21 protein-coding genes and 1 rRNA gene are annotated in these 22,592 nt (G+C 57.6%); 10 read left to right on the top strand and 12 right to left on the bottom strand.

The window, feature by feature from the left end:
• Nucleotides 1–13: 13 nt before the first annotated feature.
• The 4 genes from KHQ26_RS08965 to KHQ26_RS08950 all read left to right on the top strand — a co-directional run bounded on the left by KHQ26_RS08965 (nt 14) and on the right by KHQ26_RS08950 (nt 2,530).
• Nucleotides 14–253: a DUF2164 domain-containing protein gene (locus KHQ26_RS08965; RefSeq protein ID WP_002887416.1), complete on the top strand. Its 240-nt coding sequence runs from the start codon at nt 14–16 to the stop codon at nt 251–253.
• A gap of 97 nt (nt 254–350) precedes the next feature.
• Nucleotides 351–1,502: a double-cubane-cluster-containing anaerobic reductase gene (locus tag KHQ26_RS08960; RefSeq protein WP_002887414.1), complete on the top strand. Its 1,152-nt coding sequence runs from the start codon at nt 351–353 to the stop codon at nt 1,500–1,502.
• A gap of 9 nt (nt 1,503–1,511) precedes the next feature.
• Nucleotides 1,512–2,279, top strand: a complete 768-nt coding sequence (yjiL, locus tag KHQ26_RS08955) for a putative 2-hydroxyacyl-CoA dehydratase activator YjiL (RefSeq protein WP_004178487.1) — start codon at nt 1,512–1,514, stop codon at nt 2,277–2,279.
• Nucleotides 2,276–2,530, top strand: a complete 255-nt coding sequence (locus KHQ26_RS08950) for a DUF3343 domain-containing protein (RefSeq protein ID WP_004177546.1) — start codon at nt 2,276–2,278, stop codon at nt 2,528–2,530. The genes yjiL and KHQ26_RS08950 overlap by 4 nt, the downstream gene beginning before the upstream one ends.
• On the opposite strand, the gene KHQ26_RS08945 is transcribed toward KHQ26_RS08950, so the two are convergent.
• The 4 genes from KHQ26_RS08945 to KHQ26_RS08930 form a co-directional block, all read right to left on the bottom strand.
• Complete coding sequence (locus KHQ26_RS08945) at nt 2,527–3,591, bottom strand: DUF2955 domain-containing protein (RefSeq protein WP_020805207.1); 1,065 nt, start codon at nt 3,589–3,591, stop codon at nt 2,527–2,529. The two genes, KHQ26_RS08950 and KHQ26_RS08945, sit on opposite strands and share 4 nt — an antisense overlap.
• Entirely contained in the window at nt 3,581–4,648 is a 1,068-nt protein-coding gene (locus KHQ26_RS08940) for an HlyD family secretion protein (RefSeq protein WP_002887394.1), read from the bottom strand. Before KHQ26_RS08940 ends, KHQ26_RS08945 begins: the two co-directional genes overlap by 11 nt.
• 6 nt (nt 4,649–4,654) lie before the next feature.
• Complete coding sequence (locus tag KHQ26_RS08935; protein WP_004177547.1) at nt 4,655–5,119, bottom strand: MarR family winged helix-turn-helix transcriptional regulator; 465 nt, start codon at nt 5,117–5,119, stop codon at nt 4,655–4,657.
• A gap of 164 nt (nt 5,120–5,283) precedes the next feature.
• A complete protein-coding gene (locus tag KHQ26_RS08930; RefSeq protein ID WP_020325220.1) occupies nt 5,284–5,448 on the bottom strand; it encodes a DUF1127 domain-containing protein in 165 nt (54 codons plus the stop codon).
• 177 nt (nt 5,449–5,625) lie between these two features.
• Here KHQ26_RS08930 and KHQ26_RS08925 point away from each other — a divergent pair, with 177 nt between their 5' ends.
• Nucleotides 5,626–7,038 carry a PLP-dependent aminotransferase family protein gene (locus KHQ26_RS08925; protein WP_002887384.1) on the top strand — a complete coding sequence of 471 codons (1,413 nt, stop codon included), beginning with the start codon at nt 5,626–5,628 and terminating at the stop codon, nt 7,036–7,038.
• Nucleotides 7,039–7,982: 944 nt separating this feature from the next.
• Here the strand turns inward: KHQ26_RS08925 and KHQ26_RS08920 are convergent.
• Both KHQ26_RS08920 and KHQ26_RS08915 read right to left on the bottom strand, forming a co-directional pair.
• Entirely contained in the window at nt 7,983–8,402 is a 420-nt protein-coding gene (locus tag KHQ26_RS08920) for a fosfomycin resistance glutathione transferase FosA5 (protein ID WP_012579083.1), read from the bottom strand.
• Nucleotides 8,396–9,304, bottom strand: coding sequence for a LysR family transcriptional regulator (locus KHQ26_RS08915; RefSeq protein ID WP_004178483.1), 909 nt, complete (start codon nt 9,302–9,304; stop codon nt 8,396–8,398). Before KHQ26_RS08915 ends, KHQ26_RS08920 begins: the two co-directional genes overlap by 7 nt.
• Before the next feature lie 86 nt (nt 9,305–9,390).
• Here KHQ26_RS08915 and KHQ26_RS08910 point away from each other — a divergent pair, with 86 nt between their 5' ends.
• On the top strand, nt 9,391–10,173 hold the full coding sequence (locus KHQ26_RS08910; protein WP_002887354.1) for an NAD(P)H-dependent oxidoreductase: 783 nt from the start codon (nt 9,391–9,393) through the stop codon (nt 10,171–10,173).
• A gap of 36 nt (nt 10,174–10,209) precedes the next feature.
• On the opposite strand, the gene KHQ26_RS08905 is transcribed toward KHQ26_RS08910, so the two are convergent.
• From KHQ26_RS08905 to KHQ26_RS08890, 4 genes are read right to left on the bottom strand one after another with little or no spacing between them, the layout of a single operon-like run.
• Complete coding sequence (locus KHQ26_RS08905; RefSeq protein WP_002887352.1) at nt 10,210–11,166, bottom strand: ABC transporter permease; 957 nt, start codon at nt 11,164–11,166, stop codon at nt 10,210–10,212.
• The gene (locus KHQ26_RS08900) at nt 11,163–12,134 is read right to left on the bottom strand and encodes an ABC transporter permease (protein ID WP_002887351.1); all 972 of its coding nucleotides are present in this window, start codon (nt 12,132–12,134) and stop codon (nt 11,163–11,165) included. The genes KHQ26_RS08905 and KHQ26_RS08900 overlap by 4 nt, the downstream gene beginning before the upstream one ends.
• On the bottom strand, nt 12,127–13,611 hold the full coding sequence (locus KHQ26_RS08895) for a sugar ABC transporter ATP-binding protein (RefSeq protein ID WP_004177552.1): 1,485 nt from the start codon (nt 13,609–13,611) through the stop codon (nt 12,127–12,129). The genes KHQ26_RS08900 and KHQ26_RS08895 overlap by 8 nt, the downstream gene beginning before the upstream one ends.
• 50 nt (nt 13,612–13,661) lie before the next feature.
• Nucleotides 13,662–14,645 carry an autoinducer 2 ABC transporter substrate-binding protein gene (locus KHQ26_RS08890; RefSeq protein WP_002887349.1) on the bottom strand — a complete coding sequence of 328 codons (984 nt, stop codon included), beginning with the start codon at nt 14,643–14,645 and terminating at the stop codon, nt 13,662–13,664.
• Between the two features lie 503 nt (nt 14,646–15,148).
• Here KHQ26_RS08890 and trpS point away from each other — a divergent pair.
• The 4 genes from trpS to KHQ26_RS08870 all read left to right on the top strand — a co-directional run bounded on the left by trpS (nt 15,149) and on the right by KHQ26_RS08870 (nt 21,395).
• Nucleotides 15,149–16,156 carry a tryptophan--tRNA ligase gene (gene trpS, locus KHQ26_RS08885; protein ID WP_002887348.1) on the top strand — a complete coding sequence of 336 codons (1,008 nt, stop codon included), beginning with the start codon at nt 15,149–15,151 and terminating at the stop codon, nt 16,154–16,156.
• Nucleotides 16,157–16,462: 306 nt separating this feature from the next.
• Nucleotides 16,463–17,530 (top strand): HlyD family secretion protein, encoded by a 1,068-nt coding sequence (locus KHQ26_RS08880; RefSeq protein WP_004152412.1) that lies wholly within the window; start codon nt 16,463–16,465, stop codon nt 17,528–17,530.
• Nucleotides 17,527–20,271: a ribosome-associated ATPase/putative transporter RbbA gene (gene rbbA / locus KHQ26_RS08875; protein WP_020803970.1), complete on the top strand. Its 2,745-nt coding sequence runs from the start codon at nt 17,527–17,529 to the stop codon at nt 20,269–20,271. Before KHQ26_RS08880 ends, rbbA begins: the two co-directional genes overlap by 4 nt.
• The gene (locus KHQ26_RS08870) at nt 20,271–21,395 is read left to right on the top strand and encodes an ABC transporter permease (protein ID WP_020803971.1); all 1,125 of its coding nucleotides are present in this window, start codon (nt 20,271–20,273) and stop codon (nt 21,393–21,395) included. The genes rbbA and KHQ26_RS08870 overlap by 1 nt, the downstream gene beginning before the upstream one ends.
• Nucleotides 21,396–21,435: 40 nt before the next feature.
• Here the strand turns inward: KHQ26_RS08870 and KHQ26_RS08865 are convergent, their stop codons facing one another.
• Nucleotides 21,436–21,753, bottom strand: coding sequence for a hypothetical protein (locus KHQ26_RS08865; protein ID WP_002887322.1), 318 nt, complete (start codon nt 21,751–21,753; stop codon nt 21,436–21,438).
• 572 nt (nt 21,754–22,325) lie between these two features.
• Nucleotides 22,326–22,441: ribosomal RNA gene (rrf, locus tag KHQ26_RS08860) — 5S ribosomal RNA — on the bottom strand.
• Nucleotides 22,442–22,592: the final 151 nt, after the last annotated feature.

The following is a 22,592-nucleotide window of genomic DNA, read 5'->3' as shown; positions in this document are numbered from 1 at the left end:
AGAAAGCCCCATCATGAATGACATTGAACTCAGCCAGGCGCAGCGCGACCTGCTGCGCGACAGGCTCAGCAAGTACTGCGCAGAGACCTTCGACCTCGAACTGGAGCAGTTTGACGCCGAATTTTTCGTCGACTTTATCGCCAAAGAGCTGGGGCCGCTGTTTTACAACGCCGGTATCGAAGAGGCCATCCGCACCCATCAGGCATGGAGCGAGCGTATCCAGGAAGAGATGGATTTGAAAAAGGTCTATTAACACCGCGTACAGACGCAGGAGATCAATAAAACCCTGCATACACCATGGCTATAATGGCGACTCTTTCAGCATCTCCCGTGTACGGGGAAGGAAAACCATGTCGCTTATCACCGATCTACCCGCCATTTTTGACCAGTTCTCAGAAGCTCGCCAGAAGGGCTTTCTCACCGTCATGGATCTTAAAGAGCAGAACGTACCGCTGGTGGGCACTTACTGCACCTTTATGCCCCAGGAGATCGCCATGGCGGCGGGCGCCGTTGTCGTCTCGCTGTGCTCAACCTCCGATGAAACCATCGAGGAAGCGGAAAAAGATCTCCCGCGCAACCTCTGCCCGCTTATCAAAAGCAGCTACGGCTTCGGCAAAACCGATAAATGTCCCTACTTCTATTTCTCTGACCTGGTGGTTGGGGAAACCACCTGCGACGGCAAAAAGAAAATGTATGAGTACATGGCCGAGTTCAAGGCGGTCCACGTCATGCAGTTGCCGAACAGCGCCAGCGATGCCGCCTCGCGCGCACTGTGGAAAACGGAGATCCTGCGCCTGCAGCAGGTGATTGAGGCCCGGTTTGGCACGCCGATTAGCGAGGCGGCACTGCGCGAAGCCATCGTGTTGAAAAATCGCGAGCGCCGGGCGCTGGCCCACTTTTATCGTCTCGGGCAGCTCAATCCGCCGGCGCTCAGCGGCGGCGACATCCTGAAAGTGGTGTACGGCGCCACTTTTCGTTTCGACAAAACCGCCCTGATTGATGAACTGCATGCCATGGCGGAGCGCATCCATCAGGAGTGGCAGCAGGGTAAACGGCTGGAACCTCGTCCGCGGATCCTGATCACCGGCTGCCCGATCGGCGGCGCGGCGGAAAAAGTGGTCCGCGCCATCGAGGAAAACGGCGGCTGGGTGGTCGGCTATGAGAACTGCACCGGCGCGAAAGCGACCGAGCGCTGCGTGGCGGAAGAGGGTGACGTCTACGACGCCTTAACCGATAAATATCTCGCCATCGGCTGCTCCTGTATCTCCCCCAACGACCAGCGTCTGCAGCTGCTGAGCCAGATGGTGGAGGAGTATCAGGCCGACGGGGTGATCGACGTCATTTTGCAGGCCTGCCATACCTATGCCGTGGAATCGCTGGCGATTAAACGCCATCTGCGCCAACAGCACGATCTTCCTTACATGGCGATTGAAACCGACTATTCGACAGCGGACCTCGGCCAGCTCAGCACCCGCGTCGCCGCCTTTATCGAAATGCTGTAAGGAGCTGGCGTGAACTATACGGTTGGCATTGATTCCGGCTCCACCGCCACAAAAGGCATCCTGTTGGCGGACGGCGTCATCGTGCGCCGCTTCCTCTGCCCCACCCCCTTTCGCCCCGCCGACGCCATCCACGAGGCCTGGGAGACACTGCGCGCTGGCCTCATGGAGACGCCTTTTTTAACCCTCACCGGCTATGGCCGCCAGCTGGTGGATTTTGCCGATAAGCAGGTGACGGAGATCTCTTGCCACGGCCTCGGCGCCCGCCTGCTGGCGCCGGACACCCGCACGGTGATTGATATCGGCGGCCAGGACAGCAAAGTCATCCAGCTGGACGCCGGGGGCAACCTCAGCGACTTCCTGATGAATGACAAATGCGCCGCCGGCACCGGCCGCTTTCTGGAAGTCATTTCACGCACCCTCGGCGCCAGCGTCGAACAACTGGACGCCATTACCGACGGCGTGGAACCGCACGCCATTACCAGTATGTGCACGGTGTTTGCCGAATCGGAGGTCATTAGCCTGCGGTCGGCCGGTGTCGCGCCGGAGGCGATTCTGGCGGGGGTGATTAACGCCATGGCCCGGCGCAGCGCGAACTTTATCGGCCGCTTATCGGCGCAGGGGCCGCTGCTGTTTACCGGCGGCGTCAGCCACTGCGCCGCCTTTGCCCGGATGCTGGAAAGCCATGTCGGCATGGCGGTGACAACCCATCCCGACGCCCAGTTTGCCGGGGCGATCGGCGCGGCGCTGATCGGCCAGCGCCAGCGGAGGCGCGGATGACAACGTTTCTGTTTTTATTTCACTCCACGGTGGGGGTGGTGCGGATGCGCAAAGCCCTGCAGGCGGCGGGAGTGGCCTTCGAGGTCAAAGATATACCCCGCCAGCTGCGCAGCGGCTGCGGGCTGTGCATCCTGCTGGAGGGGACGGAAGCCGATGCGCGAGGCTGGATCGTCCCGGAACAGACGGCGGCGCTGTATCAGCAGAACGGGGAAGCATGGCGCTGTCTCGCCACCTTCCCACCTGCAGGTTAGTTGCTCACCACAAAACGCGTCGCCGCGAAACAGTTCAGCAGGCGGTGCATGAGAAAAACCAGGGTCAGCGTCACCACCAGCGAGACCGTCACCGAGGTGATGCGGTACAGATCGCTGAACACCAGATCCTGATACGGATGCAAATTCTGGCCGAACATAATGCCGATGGTAGTGATGCTGGCGAAGCCCACCCCGGCGCCCACTTTCTCCATCACGTGGAGGCGGGCGCTGAAGGCCAGCCCGAGACCAATCAGCGGCATCATCAGGATCATGTGGTTGCTGAAATCATAGATAATCAGCTGCACCACCAGTATATAGAGACAGGCCAGCACCACCCCGACGACGCGCCAGATCGAGCTGATCACCGCCCCACGATAGTGCATCGGGAACAGGATCAGGACCCCGGCCATCAGCGCCGACAGCGAGTCGCTGAGATCGCAGATCTGAAACACCACAAAGATGATCGTCGCTACCGTACCGGAGAGCAGCGACTCATGACGGATGCGGGCGGCGTCTTTCTCAATCCGCGGCGGCGGCTTGCGCGGTTCGACGTCCGGGATCAGGTAATGCAGCAGCGCGCTCAGCGCCACGGCCATCACGCAGGCTTCCATATTGGAGAACATCAGGGTGTGCCAGTTGCTGGTGGGATAGCTCATAAAGTTGAGCATCGTGCTCTGGCACACCACCCCCATCGATCCCAACAGGAACAGCGGTCCCTGGCTCATAAAGCGGAAACGCATCACGTACAGGGCAAACACCACCAGGGTCATGATCACCGGCCACTGCGACAAATAGCCGACAATTAGCACCATTTCGACACAGTTTACCGCCGCGCTAAATATAAACTGGCGGGCGACGTGCAGGTTGAACATCGGTACCAGCGACATCAGCATCAGCGGATAAACGACGAAAAATACGCCGTACTGTACGTCGTAGAAGGTGGAGATGCTGAGCGCAATGGTCCCGGCCACGGCGATACGCACCGTCTGGCGAAAATCATTCGCCGTGTAGACGATATTGCCGTGCGGGGTAAAGACATGCGCCAGGGTATTAATAGACATAGTGCAACCAGCTCACCAGGTGGATCTGCAGGCCGGCGAAGGTGCGGGCAAAAGGTCCCTCGCTATTGTACAGCTGCACCGTAGCGCGGGCGCCGGTCGGCAGCGGTTTGTCCAGCGGCTGATCCAGCGCGACGTGAATGCGCATCCGCTGGGCGTCGCGCACCCAGCGGGTGGACTGCTCGGGCTGCGACAGCTGGCCGTTCACCGCCTCCTGTCCCGCCAGAATCCCGGCGTCGCTGCTGGTCACGTGCGCCGGGAAGACTTGACCCGGCAGGGCGTCAAAGACCACCGCCGCATCGGTATTCACCGCGGTGTGGCGCAGGCTTTTTTCGCGGAAGTCGGCGACGATGTCAGTGTTGTTGTTAACCAATGCCAGCACAGCCGTCGCCGCGGTGGCGTAGATCCCCGGGTTCAGCTGCAGGTTGCTGACCATGCCGTCAGTTTCCGCACGCACTTTGGTCCAGGCCAGGTTCAGCTGCGCCTCCTCCAGCGCATTACGGTATTTTTGCAGGGTGACGTTGCGCTTATCGTCGCGCTCGCCGCGCTGGATCAGCAGGTTCTGGATCTGCGCGTTCAGCGCCGAGACCGACTGCTCGCTGGTCTGCCAGGTGGTCCGCACCTTATCGAGGTCGGACTGCGAGACGTTCTGCATCGTACTCAAGCGCTGGTAGCGATCGAGGGTGACCTTATCGTTACGCGCGGTGTACTGCGCGGTGCGCAGGTTGGCGCGGGCGGCGGCGATTTGCGCGTCCAGCTGCTGGTTGCTCAGTTTCGCCTGCTCGAGGGCGATCTGCGCCGCTTCAACTTTATTAATGAATGGCGTTGGGTCGAGCTCATACAGCAGGTCGCCCTTTTTCACCTGGCTGTTGTTGTGCACGTAGACGTGCGAGACATAGCCGGAGACCCGCGACGAAACCGGGGTCACCACGCGCATGACGGTGGAGTCCGGCGTCAGCGGGATCCAGATATCGGCAACGATAAACCAGGCGAATATTCCCAGAAAAGCGGCAATACTCACCCGTACCCAGCGGGCAAATTTTTGTTCAGGCGTCATCATAGTGTGTTAGATCTTGTTATCTTCTTCGCGGATATTCCGCAAACGGCAGGCGATTTGATTTAACGTGGCGCTGAAGGTAGCGAGATCGGCCTCCGGGATGGTCTGGGTTACGCGCTCCTGATAGGTCTCGATCACGCAGCTCAGTTTTTCCAGAATAGCCCGCCCCTCAGCGGTCAGCGTCAGCAGGCGAATGCGTTTGTCATATGGCGATGTGGAACGCACCAGATAGCCCTGCTTTTCCAGTAATGAGAGGGTGCGCATTAGCGGCGGCAGTTCAATGCCCTGCACCTCCGCCAGTTCGCTGACCGAGACGTTGTCTCCCAGCTGATGCAGTTGCATCAGCACCGTCCAGCTGGACTGGGTGAGTCCGGTATCGGTGATAGCGGAGTCAATAATGGCGCGCCACTGGCGCACCACCATAGCCATCCGCATCCCCAGCGGGCGGCGGGCAAACAGTTCGTCTTCAGTCACGGGTCTTCCTCTCATTATTGAGAAGAAAATAATACTTATCAGGATAAGCATCAAGAAACGGAAGCTCGTGCCGCATCAATTGATAAATTTCGTGAATGTATCCCGGCGGCACTTTGCGCTCACCGGGATAATGAAGAAGGTTTGCCTGTAAAAAACCGCACGTTTTAATTGATCTGGTCCCGACGCAGGCCGATATCTTTCAGCTGTTCGTCGCTCATTTGCTGCAAAACTCTGCGCGTTTGCCCCTGAAGCCACCATTTTTTGATAAACCGCACCAGCAGTACGAAACCGATAAATGGCTGTCTTGCCCTGTTCTCGTGAAATTCCATCCTCTACCTCCTCACCTTGCCAGAGGCTTTATCTTCACGGATTTGGGGGTAAGGAATACAGATTCACAAAACGCTTTTCTTTAACATACAGATTAGCTAAAACGTACACCAGAGCCCAATTTTTACGCCAATCTGTACTGGTTATTCCATCTGTATGGCGGCAATTAAGGATACAGTATGACCCGCTACCAACATCTCGCTACGCTGCTGGCCGAACGCATCGAACAGGGCCTGTATCGCCATGGCGAAAAGCTGCCGTCGGTGCGCAGCCTGAGCCAGGAGCACGGCGTCAGCATCAGCACTGTCCAGCAGGCCTATCAGCTGCTTGAGCAGCAGCAGATGATTGTGCCGCAGCCGCGATCGGGCTATTTCGTCGCCCCGCGCAAAGCCCAGCCGCCGGTGCCGCCGATGTCGCGTCCGGTCCAGCGCCCGGTGGAGATCACCCAGTGGGATCAGGTGCTGACCATGCTTGACGCCCGCTACGATAAATCGATCATCCCCTTCGGCGGTGGCTCGCCGGACGTGACGCAGCCAAGCCTGAAGCCCATCTGGCGTGAACTGAGCCGGGCTATCCAGCACAACCTCACTGAGGTGTTGAACTATGACGAGCTGGCCGGGCGTCGCGAGCTACGGGAGCAGATCGCCCGCCTGATGCTCGACGGCGGATCGGTGGTAACTGCCGACGATCTGGTGCTCACCAGCGGCTGCCACAGCGCGCTGTCGCTGGCCCTGCTGTCGGTGTGTCAGCCAGGGGACATCATCGCCGTTGAATCCCCCTGCTACTACGGCACCATGCAGATGCTGCGCGGGCTGGGATTAAAGACCATTGAGATCCCCACCGATCCGGAAACCGGGATCAGCATCGAGGCCCTGGAGCTGGCGCTGGATCAGTGGCCGATCAAAGGGGTGATCCTCGTGCCAAACTGCAATAACCCGCTGGGCTTTATCATGCCGGACGCCCGCAAGCGCGCGGTGCTGAACCTTGCCCAACGCTACGATATCGTTATTTTCGAGGATGATATTTACGGCGAGCTGGCCACCGAATACCCGCGCCCGCGCACGATCCACTCCTGGGATATCGACGGCCGGGTGATGCTCTGCAGCTCCTTTACCAAAACCATCGCCCCCGGGCTGCGTATCGGCTGGATCGCCCCCGGGCGCTACTACGACAAGCTGCTACAGATGAAGTACGCCGCCAGCGGGACCAACGTCCCTTCCACTCAGCTGGCGGCCTGTAATTTTATTCGCGAAGGCCACTACCACCGCCACGTGCGGCGGATGCGGCAGATCTATCAGCGCAATATCGAGATCTACACCTGCTGGCTGCGGGAATTTTTCCCCTGCGGGATCTGCGTCACCCGGCCGAAGGGCGGTTTTATGCTGTGGGTTGAGCTCCCGGAGCAGGTAGATATGGTCTGCGTCGCCAAGCAGCTGTGCCGGCTGAAGATCCAGGTCGCGCCGGGCTCGCTGTTTTCGGCAGCGGGCAAGTATCGCAACTGCGTCAGGATCAACTGCGCCCTGCCGCCGACCGAGAAACATAAAGCGGTGATGGTGAAGCTGGGAGAAGCGGTGAAGGTGGCGATGGAGTGATTAATCATCTCAACTAATAGGACATATATGGAAAACAACTTAAAAAATTTTTTGACAAATGCATTAAGAGTCATTCCGGGATACGATTTCCTGTCGGAAATGTTTATTTTCATTAAACACCCAGAAATATATGATGGTACCCACGAGTATGCTCCACTGGAAAAATCTGGTGCTAACTTATTAAAATCGATGCTCTTCGTCGGTTCATTAATAGCAGCATTCAGTTTTCTTTCCATTAAATCAAGCCCTATAACTAGTTTTAAATTAATATTCAATCAAATCTATTGGTACATTCTTTTGATGATCCAACCTATAAAGTTTGGTGGTTTTTTCTGGTTATGCATGTCTACCGCGACCAGAGTAAGAAAAAATGAGTTGCATAGTGTTTATTTCTTTCAAGTGATTCAAACTTACGCAGTTATTAATATAATAATCTTCTTCTTATTTTGCATAGCAATCAACAGGATTTTACTTACTGGAGATTTTAACCAACCATTTGGCAACATTGATCTTATGATAGGAAGTATATTGGCATTACTTGCTCTTATACTTATATACAGGCTATTTATAGTTCCATCATTTAATTACTTGTCGATATATTACAACAAAGTAACCAGTTTAATCGTTCTTCTTTTGTCAATTATTATTTCTTATTATTCATCTAGTTATATACGGATAATAGATGAAAAAGAAATTATCAACCCAAAAGAATACTGCGAATTATCTTATATATTAAAATTTTCACCTTCACATATTAATGAAATAAATAAAAGCTTATACCTGAATAAATGTATAAATCTCTTCCCCCAGTAGAGAGCATTATGTAAAACAGAAGATTAGATAACAATATCTGCAAATATAGAATAATTCAGCCACGAGCAGGTCCTGCCCCTTCGGGCAGGCCACGCAAGAGATTAGCCTCCCCCATAGCGCAGAGGACAGCTTCACTCAGCAAAAAACACCATCCCCTTATACGGCTGCTCGCGGCAGGCGGCCAGACGCTGGGCGAGACTGCCGACGTGCAGCTCCAGCTTATGGCCATCGGGATCGAGGAAATAGTGCGAAGCGCCTTCGCTACGGTTCAGCTTCCAGACCGCTACGCCGGCAGCCTCAAGGCGGGCGGCGAAGCTAGCAAAATCGGCTTCGCTAATACTAAACGCATAATGGGTGTAGTCGCTCTCTTCCGGCGGAGTAACGCGCCGCTGCGGATCCAGCGACAGGCACAGCCACAGATCGCCGCAGGAGAGATAAGCCCCGCTGTCCCAGCGGGCATGCAGCATCATGCCCAGCAGCTGCTGATAAAACGCCACGCTCGGCGCCAGCTGGCTGACTGCCAGGGTCAGGTGATTCAGTCCACTCAGCATGTCTGTTCCTCCAGTGAATTCACAATGAACTGACGCAGCCATTGATGCGCCGGGTCGCGGTGCCAGCGCTCGTGCCACAGCATCAGCATCTCAAAGCCGGCGACCGCCAGCGGCGGCTCGACGACCACCAGCCCGCTCTGCCCGCGCACCAGCCGCTCCGGCAGGACCGCCACCAGATCGCTATTGCGCAGGGTCTCCAGCATAAACAGGAAATGTGGCACGGAAAGGACAACCCGCCGCATCAGTCCGAGGTTCGCCAGCGCGATATCGGTCGCCGCGCTGAAGCCGCCCCCGTCCGGGGAGACGATCACGTGCTCCAGCTGACAGAACGTTTCCAAGCTAAGCCCAGGCCGCAGCGCCGAATGTTCCGCCCGGCCAGCCAGCACGTAGCGTTCGCGAAACAGCAGGCGCTGATGCAGCCCCGGCGGCGCGCCCTCGCGGGTATGAAAGAAAAGATCTACTGTATCGCTGGCCGCCTGCTGCTCCAGCCGCGCCGGCTGCAGTTCGAATACCGCCAGCCGACTGCCGGGAGAGGCCTGGCGTAACCCAGCCAGCATCGGCAGGAGGATCGCCGAGGCCATATAGTCCGTCGCCGCCACCCGCCAGGTCTCCGCCGCCGTGGCCGGATCAAAAGGGCTGACCGGCGCCACCGCCTGCTCCAGCGCGGCTAATGCGGCGCGCAGCGGCTGGCGAAGCTCATCGGCGCGGGCGGTGGGCTGCATGCCGCGCGGGCCCGGCATCAGCAGCGGATCGGCGAAAATCTCCCGCAGCCTGGCGAGCTGAATACTTACCGAGGGCTGCGACAGATTCAGCCGCTGCGCCGCCCGGGTAACGTTGTTTTCGCTAAGCAGCACATCCAGGGTGCGCAACAGATTGAGATCCAGACGCTGTAAATTAATCACGACTATACCGGGAATTTAAGTAATTAATTTCTACTATAGCGTCAGCTTTCCTACTCTGCAGCTCTCCATACGCCAGAGGTGATATTATGAAAGTACTGCTGATTTACGCCCATCCGGAACCGCGCTCGCTCAATGGCGCGCTGAAAAATTTCGCCGTCCGCCATCTGCAGCAGGCCGGGCATGAAGTGCAAGTCTCCGATCTCTACGCCATGCGCTGGAAGGCCGGGTATGACGCCGACGACAGCGGCGCCCCGCCGGTCGGCGAGTTCTGGCGGCCGACCCTCGATTCCAAACAGGCCTTTGCCCAGGGCACCCAAAGTGCGGATATCGCAGCCGAGCAGGAAAAGCTGCTGTGGGCCGATACGGTGATTTTCCAGTTCCCGCTATGGTGGTTCTCGATGCCCGCCATCATGAAGGGCTGGATCGACAGGGTGTACGCCTGGGGCTTTGCCTATGGCGTCGGCGAGCACAGCGACCGCCACTGGGGGGATCGCTACGGGGAAGGCACTTTCGTCGGCAAGCGGGCGATGCTGATCGTCACCGCCGGCGGCTGGGCGGAACACTATTCACCGCGCGGGATCAATGGCCCCATCGACGACATCCTGTTCCCCATTCAGCACGGTATGCTGTTCTACCCCGGCTTTGAGGTGCTTCCGCCGCTGGTGTTCTACCGCACGGATAAAACCGATGCCGGGCAGTTCGCCGATCAGTGCGCCGCCCTGGCCGAGCGGCTGGACACGCTGTGGCAAACCGAGCCCATTCCATTCCGCCGCCAGAATCATGGCGATTATCTGATCCCGTCGCTGACGCTGCGCCCGGAGCTGGCGCCAGGGCAAAGCGGCCTGGCGGTGCATTTGCGTAGCGAATAACTGGCTATCCCGTCTTCGCCCCCGAGGACGGGTCATTTACCCGGCTCTCTCCAGTCCCAGCATGCCTCGCGCCTGGATAAAGCACAGCAGCAATACGCCCCACAGCGCCATCGTCAGATAGGGGCTGATACCGAGGATATTGAACCCACTCTCAATAATCTGCAGCAGGAACAGCGCGAGCACCATCCCAACGATGCGCCCGCTACCGCCATCCGGATTCACGCCGCCAAGCACCGCCGCGAGGATCGACACCAGTAAATACGATTCCCCATAAGATGCTTTGGCTGAGTTCAGCTTCGACATCATCAGAAACGCAGCCACCGCGCAGAGCAGGGCCGAGATGACATATACCCACATCAACACCCGCCGGGTATTGATCCCGGAATAATGGGTCGCCCGTTCGTTGGATCCGATCAACATGATCGCCCGACCCAGCGGGCTTTTCTCCAGCAGCACCCACAGCCCGGCCGCCACCACCGCAAAAAGCCACATTGGCAGCGGAATACCGAACCACTGGGCGTGATTCAGCCACAGCACCCACTGCGGATAGTTAGCGATGGCGCTGCCGCCGGTGATCAGAATATTTATCCCTTTGAGCAGGGTCATCATGCCAAGGGTAGCCAGGATCGGCGAAACGCGGATCCCGGCGATCAATATCCCGTTGCACAGGCCAATGATCATCGCCGCCCCTCCGCCGGCCAGCAGCGTCGCCAGCGCGGTAGCGCCCCCAGGCGGATAGCTCGTCGCCACCCAGGCCATCACCAGCGAGCAGGCGTTAGCCGTCGCGATAATTGACAAATTAATGCCGCCGCAAAGCATAGTCATGGCCATCGCCAGCGCCAGGATCCCCAGCACCGGCATTTGCGAGGCAATCGACTGGAAATTGCTGACAGACCAGAAGATGTTTGGCATGGCGATGCTAAAGGCGATAACCATCAGCAGCAGCAGGCCGATCAGGTAAAACTCAACGTTGTTGCGCCACGATTTTTTCATAACAAGCTCCGGTTCTGATGCTGGCTCCATGCCGTTACGCTGATGCTGACGACGATGATCGCCCCAGTGATCAGGGTCTGCCAGTAGGAGGAGACCCCTAGCAGGTTCAGGCCGTTCTGCATCACCGCCAGTAAAATCACCCCCAGCAGCGTACCGGTGAGAGTTCCGCGCCCGCCAATCAGGCTGGTGCCGCCCAGCACCACCGCCGCCAGCACCGTCAGCTCATAGCCCAGCAGTGAATCCGGCGCAACGGTCATCACTGTCCACGCCTGCACGACACCTGCGGCCCCCGACATTAGCCCCATATAGCCATAAACGAACAGCTGCAGGCGGAGCACGCTGAAGCCGACGCGGCTGGCGGATTCCCGGTTGCCGCCCATGGCATAGATCTTGCGGCCAACGGTAGTGAAATTCATGATAAACGCGGTCAACAGCACCACGACGATCATCGTCAGCAGCGGCAGCCCCAGGCCGTAATCGTAACCATCGGCATCGGTATATTTGAACAGCATAACCCCCTTTTCAAACCACGGAGGGAAGTCGTAGAGCCAGACACCTTTGCTTAACCACAGCAGCAAACCGTAGAAAATGTTGAGCGTAGAAATGGTGATAATGATCGAGGGGACCCGCAGACGATTAACCAACAGCGCGTTCACCAGCCCCAGCAGCACGCCGATGCCGCCGGCAAGCACAAAAGCCACCGCGAAGTTGCCGCCTACTTTTTGCAGCATCACCACCATGCCGTACTGGGCGATAATGGTCATAGCCGGGAAGGAGATATCAATCCCGCCGGCGATCAGCACCACGAACAGACCACAGGCGAGAATGGTCAGCATCGCATAGTTATTAGCGAGGTCGTAAAGATTGCCGAAAGTGAAAAATTCCTCACTGCGCCAGCCCAGCAGCAGGCACAGCGCAATAATGAACATGCCTAACCAGAATTCATGTCGTTTCAACAGATTAGCCATTGACCACCTCCGCTATCTGCTGCTGGGTACTGCTGTCCGGCAGGAAGCTATGGGTCAACTCGCCCTGCTTCATCACCAGGATGCGATGACTCTGGTACCACGCCTCTTCAATCTCGTCGCAAATCATCAGCACGGCGATACCATGGGCAGCCAAATCGCTGATGATATGATAGATCCCGGCTTTGTTTGCGATATCCACCCCCACGGTTGGGCTATCGAGGATCAGCAGCTTAGGAGAGATCGCCAGCCATTTGGCGATAGAAACGCGCTGGGCATTACCACCGGAGAGGGTATTCACCGGCAGATGCGTATCCGGCGCCTTAATGGTCAACGCGTTGACCATTCTTGCGACCAGCTGCTGAGCTTTACTATCACTCAATAGTCCGCAAGCGCCTTTCACTTTATGAAACACGGTGCTGATAATGTTGTTTTCAATCGACTGACTCATCACCAGGCCGCGCGACATACGGTCCTCGGAGACATAGCCGATACCGTGGCGGATAGCGTCCTGATTGCTACGCAACCGCACCGGCTGGCCATTTATCAGGATCTCGCCGCTGTCAGGGCGGGTCATGCCGAAAAGGCTCAGGCACAGCTCTGTTCGCCCGGCGCCCAACAGGCCGACTATCGACACCACTTCTCCGGCTTCGACCTTCAGGGAGACGTTATGATATTCCCCTTTGCGGCTGAGATTGCGCACCTCCAGCACCGGCGTACTGCCCTGCCCCTGCCACAGATCGCGCACCTGATAGTCAAACTCCTGGCCCGTCATCAGAAAACCGAGCCGGCGGGTGGTTACCTCTGCCGCCGGCAAGGTGCCGACCAGATTGCCATCCTTCAGCACGCTGATGCGGTCCGATACGGCCATGACCTCTTCCAGACGGTGGCTTACGAAGACGATGCAGATCCCCCTCTCACGCAGCTGGCGCACCACATGCAATAGTCCCTCCACTTCCTGATGGGTCAATGAGGCCGTGGGTTCATCCATAATGATAAGCCGGGCATCCTGCGCCAGCGCGCGGCAGATAGCCACCAGCTGACAGCGAGCGATGGAGAGCGATTCCACGGCGGCATCCAGCGGCAGCGAGACGTTAATACTGCGCATCGCCTGCTCCGCACTGCGTCGCAGTTCGCTGCGCCTCACCAGTACGCCGCGATGATAGTGGTTTATAGCAATGTTCTCCCACACGCTGAGATTGGGAAACAGCGACAGATCCTGATAAATCACCTGGATCCCATGGGCGACAGAGGCCGCTGGCGTCAGTTTGGGCCACGTCTTGCCGCCCAGCGTCATCGCTGCGCCCTCATCCGGGCGATAGACGCCAGAGATAATTTTGATCAACGTCGACTTCCCGCAACCGTTCTGCCCGGCCAGGCAGTGCACTTCTCCGGGCATAAAGTCGATGCTGATATCATTGAGCGCGCGGTTGGCGTGGAAGGTTTTGCTGACGTGTCGAAGGGAAAGGAAAGGTTCCATAGCATCCCCTGGCTGGTTAAGCCGGGGCGGCAGGCGCCCCGGAAGGTGGATTAGTAGAGCGAATCAATATTGTCTTTATTTACCAGCAGCACTTTATGGAAGCGGATAATATGCTTGTCGCTATCGACTTCCGCTTTACCGAGCTCTTTCAGTTCAAATCCCGGCTCAATGGTTTTGCCGTTCAGCAGGGTGCTGGCGACGGCCGCGAGGGCATAGCCGGCTGTCGCCGGATCGTAGGTGATCCCTTCGGTAATATCGCCGCTCTTAATAAGAGAAGCCGCCTGCGAGGGGATCATCATCCCGTAGACCGCGACTTTATTTTTCGCACGCTTCTCTTTCACCGCGCGCCCCGCGCCAATCGGGCCATTCGAACCAAAAGAGACCACCGCTTTCAGATCCGGGTAAGTTTTCATCAGATCGAGCGTGGTACGGCGGGAATCATCAACACTTTCCGCCACCGGCATTCGGCGGGTGACTTCATGCATGTCCGGGTAATGTTCTTTTTGGTATTTCACCAGCAGATCGGCCCACAGGTTGTGCTGCGGTACCGTAAGGCTACCGACATAGATAACGTAGCCGCCTTTGCCCCCCATCCGCTTGGCCATATGCTCCACGTATTCAGCAGCGAACTTCTCGTTATCGATGATCTCCACATCCCAGTTGGCGCTCGGCTGCCCGGGCGATTCGTTGGTCAGCACCACGATGCCGGCGTCACGGGCTTTTTTGAATACCGGCTCCAGCACGTTGGCATCGTTAGGCACGATAGTGATGGCATCCACTTTACGTGCAATCAGGTCCTCAATAATTTTCACCTGCTGCGGCGCATCGGTGCTGGACGGCCCTACCTGGGAGGCGTTGAGGTTAAACTCTTTCCCGGCCTGGACTACCCCTTCACCCATCCGGTTAAACCATGGCATGCCGTCCACTTTTGAAATATTGACTACGGTTTTTTCCGCCGCATATACCGGCGCGGAAATAAGCGCAGCCCCCAACAGCAATGATGAAAAAATATTAACGACCAGACGTTTATGCATAATAATTAGCCTCAATACGTTGTAGTCAGACAGGGGTATGACGCAAAGCGGAAAAATAGATAGAAATTGTAATAATGTTAATAATTTAGAAGAGAATAAACACAAGCTGTAACAGCAGACAGGTAATATTCAGCTATAAATATGGATAATAATACTATAATCCTGTGGCGTGAGCTTTTTCACAAAAAAATGCAACATAGTTTGTTGTTCCAGAATAATGATCGGGTCGCAGAGAAAATATATTTTTCCCGCTTCGTTATTTACCGAAAAACAATCACATAAATAACATCAGGAAAAGTATGTGATTTTTGATTGCGCCTCCAGCCCCTTCCGTGGCAGGATACTCCCTATGAACAGAAACGTTATCGTTACCTATCCCCGCCGTTGGTGGCTGCCTGCATAACAGGCGGCACGATACACGTTTCCATTTTCAAAGCCGCCGGAAGGCGGCTTTGGTGTTTTCAGGACGTCTTTCGGCTGAACAGTCTGATAAGGAGTCCCTGATGAACCATCCACAAACCATCCTCACCGGCGACCGCCCGACCGGCCAACTTCATCTTGGCCACTACGTCGGCTCGCTGCGCCAGCGCGTCGCGCTGCAGCATAACCACCAGCAATTTATCCTGATCGCCGACCTGCAAGGGCTCACGGACAACGGCAGCAATCCGCAAAAAATCAGCCACCATATCCTCGAAGTCATGGCCGATTATCTGGCCGTCGGCATCGACCCCAGGCTCACCACTATTTGCCTGCAGTCCGCCCTGCCGGCGCTGGCGGAGCTCAGCGCGCTGTATATGAATATCGTCACCGTCGCCCGCGTAGAACGTAATCCGACGGTCAAAAATGAGATTGCCCAGAAGGGATTCGCCCGCTCGCTACCGGTGGGTTTTCTTGCCTATCCGATTAGCCAGGCGGCCGATATCACCGCGTTCAAGGCCGAACTGGTGCCGGTGGGCGACGATCAGCTACCGATGATTGAGCAGACCAACGAGATCGTCCACAAGATGAATAGCCTCACCGGCGAGCCGGTGCTGCGCCACTGCAAGGCGCTACTCAGCGAAGTGAGTCGCCTGCCGGGCGTCGATGGCAACGCCAAAATGTCGAAATCGCTGGGCAATACGCTGACGTTATCGGCCACAGAGGAGGAGATCCACCACGCGGTCAGCGCGATGTATACCGACCCGACGCACCTGAGAGTCAGCGATCCGGGGCATGTCGAGGGCAACGTGGTGTTTACCTATCTCGATGCATTCCACAGCGATAAGGTGCGGGTGGCAGAGATGAAAGCCCACTATCAGCGCGGCGGGCTGGGCGATCGCCAGTGTAAGAATGAGCTGGAAACCTGCCTGCAGACGCTACTGGCGCCGATCCGCGAACGCAGGGCCACTTTTATTCAGGATAAAGGGATGCTGCTGGAGCTGCTGCGCCAGGGCAGCGAACGCGCCCACCACCTCACACAGCAGACGCTGCATGAGGTGAAGCGTGGGCTGGGTCTGCCTGTGCTGTTCTGAGATGGTGAAATACTCCCTGTGCGGATAATTTTGTTAACACGCCGACAAGACCCTGTCTTTCGTATGGACAATATCGCCCCGGCTGTTACTATCGCGTTAACGGTAGCTCTCACTATGCGTGTTTCATTAAGGCCAGGATCGCTGATGATGACCACATAAGTAGCCCAGCGAGCGGCTGCGCATCGGCGCGGCAGAGCGCGGCGTCAGCGGCCCTCCCTCCACTTTTTCGTCCTTCGCAAGAAGGACGCTCCGCCCGCCGGAGGAAACACGCGCACCACTCAGCACAGGGAATCAAGCGAGTCGCGTATGGACAAAATAAAGAAACGTTGGGCAGGGTATTTTGTCGGCTTACTGGTGGTGCTCGCCGCCGCCGCATGGTGGCTGCTGCGCCCGCCGGGACTCCCGGCGGGGTTTGCCAGCAGCAACGGCCGAATCGAAGCCACCGAAGTTGATATTGCCAGTAAAATCGCCGGGCGTATCGACACCATTCTGGTCAAAGAGGGTCAGTTCGTGCACCAGGGAGAGGTGCTGGCGAGAATGGATACCCGGGTACTGAACGAGCAGCGTCTTGAAGCCGCCGCGCAAATCAAGGAAGCGGAAAGCGCGGTCCTGGCCGCCAGAGCCTTGCTCGATCAGCGACAAAGTGAAATGCGTGCCAGCGAAGCGGTAGTGAAGCAGCGCCAGGCGGAGCTGGATTCCACGGCGAAACGCCATGTTCGCTCCAACACCCTCTCCCAGCGTGGCGCCGTCTCCGCCCAGCAGCTGGATGACGATCGCGCGGCCGCAGAGAGCGCCCGCGCGGCGCTGGAATCGGCGAAAGCCCAGGTCTCCGCCGCCCGCGCCGCCATCGAAGCTGCCCGCACCAGCATTATTCAGGCGCAAACCCGCGTCGAAGCCGCCCAGGCGACCGAGCGGCGGATCCTCGCCGATATTGACGATAGCGAGCTGAAAGCCCCCCGCGATGGCCGCATTCAGTATCGCGTCGCTGAGCCAGGCGAAGTCCTGGCCGCCGGTGGCCGGGTACTGAACATGGTCGATCTCGCCGATGTCTATATGACCTTTTTTCTGCCCACCGAACAGGCAGGTCTGCTGGCGCTCGGCAGCGAAGCGCGCTTGGTCCTTGATGCCGCGCCGGATCTGGTGATCCCGGCCAATATCAGCTTTGTCGCCAGCGTCGCCCAGTTCACGCCGAAAACGGTCGAGACCAGCGACGAGCGCCTGAAGCTAATGTTCCGCGTCAAAGCGCGTATCCCGCCGGAGCTGCTGGCGCAACACCTGGAGTATGTCAAAACCGGCCTGCCCGGTATGGCTTACGTACGGCTGGATAAACAACAACCCTGGCCTGAAGCCCTGGCGGTGAGGTTGCCGCAATGAAACTAACGCCGCAGGATACCTCGCCCCCCGTCGCCCTGCTGGAACATGTTGGTCAGCAGTTTGGCGCCACCATCGCGCTGCGCGATATCAGTCTGGCGATCCCGGCACGGCGTATGGTTGGCCTGATTGGCCCGGACGGCGTCGGCAAATCGAGCCTGCTTTCGCTGATCGCCGGGGCGCGGACCATCGAGCAGGGGAACGTGATGGTGCTTGGCGGCGATATGCGCGATGTGCATCACCGCCGCGAGGTGTGCCCGAAAATCGCGTGGATGCCGCAGGGGCTGGGGAAAAACCTCTATCACACTCTCTCGGTGTATGAAAACGTCGACTTCTTCGCCCGCCTGTTCGGCCACGATAAAGCCGAGCGCGAACTGCGCATCAACGAGCTGCTGCAGAGTACCGGGCTGGCGCCGTTTCGCGATCGCCCCGCCGGAAAACTCTCCGGTGGGATGAAGCAAAAGCTCGGCCTGTGCTGCGCGCTGATCCACGATCCGCAGCTGCTGATCCTTGATGAACCGACCACCGGCGTCGATCCCCTCTCCCGGGCGCAGTTCTGGGAGCTTATCGACAGTATTCGCCAGCGCCAGCCGGCGATGAGCGTGCTGGTGGCCACCGCCTACATGGAAGAGGCCGAGCGCTTTGACTGGCTGGTGGCGATGAACGCCGGCGAGGTGCTGGCGACCGGCAGCGCCGCAGAGCTCAAAGCCCAGACCGGCAGCCAGACCCTGGAGCAGGCGTTTATCGCCCTGCTGCCAGAAGCACAGCGTCGGGCGCATAGGGCGGTAGTTATCCCACCGCGCGACAGCCGTGAGGAAGAGATCGCCATCGAAGCGCGCGGCCTGACCATGCGCTTCGGCAACTTTGTTGCCGTCGACCACGTTAATTTCCGCATCGCCCGCGGTGAAATCTTCGGCTTCCTCGGCTCCAACGGCTGCGGCAAATCCACCACCATGAAGATGCTCACCGGCCTGCTGCCCGCCAGCGAAGGTGAAGCCTGGCTGTTCGGCCAGCCGGTCGACCCGAAGGATATCGCCACCCGCCAGCGGGTGGGCTATATGTCGCAGGCCTTCTCGCTCTATAGCGAGCTGACCGTCCGGCAAAACCTCGAGCTGCACGCCCGCCTGTTCCATATTCCGGACGGCGAAATCCCCGGCCGGGTGGCGGAAATGTGCGAGCGCTTTATGCTGACCGAGGTTGAAGACGCGCTTCCCGCCGATCTGCCGCTGGGGATCCGTCAGCGCCTGTCGTTAGCGGTGGCGGTCATCCATCGCCCGGAGATGCTGATCCTCGACGAGCCGACCTCCGGCGTCGACCCGGTGGCGCGGGATATGTTCTGGCAGCTGATGGTAGACCTCGCGCGGCAGGATCAGGTGACCATTTTTATCTCCACCCACTTTATGAATGAGGCGGAACGCTGCGATCGTATCTCCCTGATGCACGCCGGCAAAGTGCTGGCCAGCGATACGCCGCAGGCGCTGGTCGAGCAGCGCGGTTCAAACAGCCTGGAAGAGGCGTTTATCGCCTGGCTTAAAGAGGCCCAGCCGTCCTCTCCAGTACCAGAAGAACCCACGTCTGCTGTGGCATCGTATTCCGGACACACGGCTCCACGGCAGGCCTTCAGTCTTCGCCGGCTGTTTAGCTATAGCCGCCGCGAGGCGCTGGAGCTGCGCCGCGATCCGGTACGATCGACGCTGGCGCTGCTGGGGACGGTGATCCTGATGTTTATCATGGGGTATGGGATCAGCATGGACGTTGAGGATCTGCGCTTTGCCGTCCTCGACCGCGATCAAACCCTCAGCAGCCAGGGCTGGTCGCAGAACATAGCCGGTTCACGCTACTTTATCGAGCAGGCGCCGCTGCACAGCTATGACGAACTGGACCGCCGGATGCGCGATGGCGAGCTGGCGGTGGCAATAGAGATCCCGCCGAACTTTGGTCGCGATATCGCCCGCGGCACGCCGGTGCAAATCGGCGTGTGGGTGGACGGCGCGATGCCCAACCGCGCGGAAACCGTGCGCGGCTACGTACAGGCGATGCATCTGGCCTGGCTGCAGGAGATGGCCGGCCGGCAGAGCAGCCCGCAGCGCGATACCTCGCTCATCTCCATCGAGACCCGCTATCGCTACAATCCAGATGTGAAGAGCCTGCCGGCCATCGTCCCGGCGGTGATCCCGCTGCTGCTGATGATGATCCCGGCGATGCTCAGCGCCCTGAGCGTAGTGCGTGAGAAAGAGCTCGGATCGATTATCAACTTGTACGTGACGCCAACCACCCGCAGCGAATTCCTGCTCGGCAAGCAGCTGCCTTACATCGTACTGGGGATGTTTAACTTCTTCCTGCTGTGCGCGCTGTCGGTCTTTGTCTTTGGCGTCGCGCATAAGGGGAGTTTCCTGACGCTGACCCTGGCGGCGCTGCTGTATGTCACCATCGCCACTGGTCTGGGGCTGCTGATCTCAACCTTTATGAAGAGCCAAATCGCCGCTATTTTCGGTACCGCGATTATTACGCTGATCCCGGCAACCCAGTTTTCCGGAATGATCGATCCGGTGGCCTCGCTGGAAGGTCCCGGGCGCTGGATTGGACAAATCTACCCGACCAGCCACTTCCTGACTATCGCCCGCGGGACCTTTTCGAAAGCGCTGAATATTAGCGATTTGTGGGGCTCATTCATTCCGCTACTGATTGCGGTGCCGCTGGTGCTCGGGTTGAGCGTGCTGCTGCTGAAGAAACAGGAGGGATGATGCGCGGATTACGCAATATTTATAATCTTGGCGTCAAAGAGCTGCGCAGCCTGCTCGGTGATAAAGCGATGCTGGCGCTGATCGTGTTTGCGTTTACCGTGTCGGTGTACTCCTCGGCCACGGTGATGCCCGGTTCGCTGCACCTGGCGCCGATCGCGGTTGCTGATATGGATAAATCACAGCTCTCCTCACGCATTATTAACGCTTTTTACCGTCCCTGGTTTCTTGAGCCGGAGCTGATCACCGCTGATGAGATGAACGCCGGGCTGGATGCCGGGCGCTACACGTTCGCCATCAACATCCCGCCTAACTTCCAGCGTGATGTACTGGCCGGTCGGCAGCCGGAAATCCAGGTCAACGTCGACGCCACGCGCATGAGTCAGGCCTTTACCGGCAACGGTTACATCCAGAATATTATCACCGGCGAAGTAAACAGTTTTATCGCCCGCTATCGGGATAACAGCGTGCTGCCGGTAGAGCTGGCGGTCAGGATGCGTTTTAATCCTAACCTTGAGCAGGAGCGCTTTGGCGCGGTGATGGCGATCATCAACAATATCACCATGCTGGCCATTGTCCTCACCGGTTCGGCGCTGATCCGCGAGCGGGAACATGGCACCATTGAGCATCTGCTGGTGATGCCGGTCACGCCGTTTGAAATTATGCTGGCCAAGATCTGGTCGATGGGCCTGGTGGTGCTGGTGGTCTCCGGGTTGTCACTGATACTGATGGTACAGGGGATTTTGCAGGTGCCCATTGAAGGGTCGATTCCCCTGTTTATGCTGGGGGTGGCGCTCAGCCTGTTCGCCACGACCTCAATCGGCATTTTTATGGGCACCCTCGCCCGCTCGATGCCGCAGCTGGGGCTGCTGATGATCCTGGTCTTACTGCCGCTGCAGATGCTCTCCGGCGGATCCACGCCGCGAGAAAGTATGCCGCAGCTGGTACAGGATATTATGTTGACCATGCCGACCACCCACTTCGTCAGCCTGGCGCAGGCGATATTGTATCGAGGCGCCAGCTTCGCCATCGTCTGGCCGCAGTTCTTAACCTTGCTGGCTATCGGCGGAGTGTTCTTTACTATCGCGTTGCTGCGTTTTCGTAAGACTATTGGTGAGATGGCATAAAGGCTTAAGAAGGGCCGTCGACTTACGGCGGCCGAATGGTTTATTTATGGCGATTCATAAAGCGACGTAAACCCCAGGTGAAGGCCATCGCCATACTGAAGAGAATGAACAGCAACACCACCCAGCTGATGGAGATGCGCAGCAGCGTGCCGGGGGTCATAAACGGCTGCAGATACACGGTGAAGGACTGGGCTGGTGATTTTCCCAGCAGTTCATAAACGTTATCGGTGAGCCACACGCCGACCCGACAGAACAACCAGATAATCGCTGGCCAGCAGAGCAGCACCAGAAAGGTAAAGCGCTCCTGAATGTAAGTGAAGAGCTGGCGCAATGGCGACCAGTTAAGCAGGATTTTCATTTCTATTCTCATTTGCCAGCCGAGAACCAGCATATGTCTCGCAAGGTATTTCGGGCAGCATCCATACAGGCAATCATCCCCCTTTGTATATCAAATTTGCTGCCATATAAACCAGATCAAGTTAACAAAGTGTTAATGATAAAGCTCATTTAGACAAAAACAGGGAAGAAGCATACCGTTCGCCACAATACATCCGGAAGCGAAGTATCCAGTCACGGAAATATTTTTTCTGAAGCGTAAACGCGTTATTTTGTGGGAGGAAGAGGCCGCATCATTATTTTACCGGGGCACAATATAATGGTGCTGAAATAAAGAAATAATATTAATCGTAGCTGCTGATAATTATTTTCCGACTTGTATCATCCGGTAAATTCACTATCCGGTTGATCATGCCACAAGCATTCGTCACGCTATTTTGCGAAGCAATAAAGGCGGTGCTGCGCACTTTGTCCGGGCTACGCTTTTGTAGCCCCGGTAAGCGCAGCGCCACCGGGGAGGCATGCCGGCACGCTGGCCGGACGACAGAAACGCAAAAAGCCCATCCGACAGGATGGGCTCTTCACTTGTTTGATGCCTGGCAGTTCCCTACTCTCACATGGGGAGACCCCACACTACCATCGGCGCTACGGCGTTTCACTTCTGAGTTCGGCATGGGGTCAGGTGGGACCACCGCGCTAGTGCCGCCAGGCAAATTCTTTGTGCTCAGTACGCAATTCTTTATCGCATCAGCTGCGTTGCCTGCGCTCGTAAAGTCAGTCACATACTTCAGTATGCTCCTTCCTTTCCGTCGCTTGTCGCCTTGCTGCTGCGCAAATTATTGCGTACTCAACTCTGAATCT

The sequence above is a fragment of the Klebsiella sp. 10 genome, assembly GCF_018223925.1.
GTDB classification, from domain to species: domain Bacteria; phylum Pseudomonadota; class Gammaproteobacteria; order Enterobacterales; family Enterobacteriaceae; genus Klebsiella; species Klebsiella pneumoniae.
Note: the sequence above shows the minus strand (reverse complement) of the source record. Positions and strands in the feature narration are given on the sequence as shown.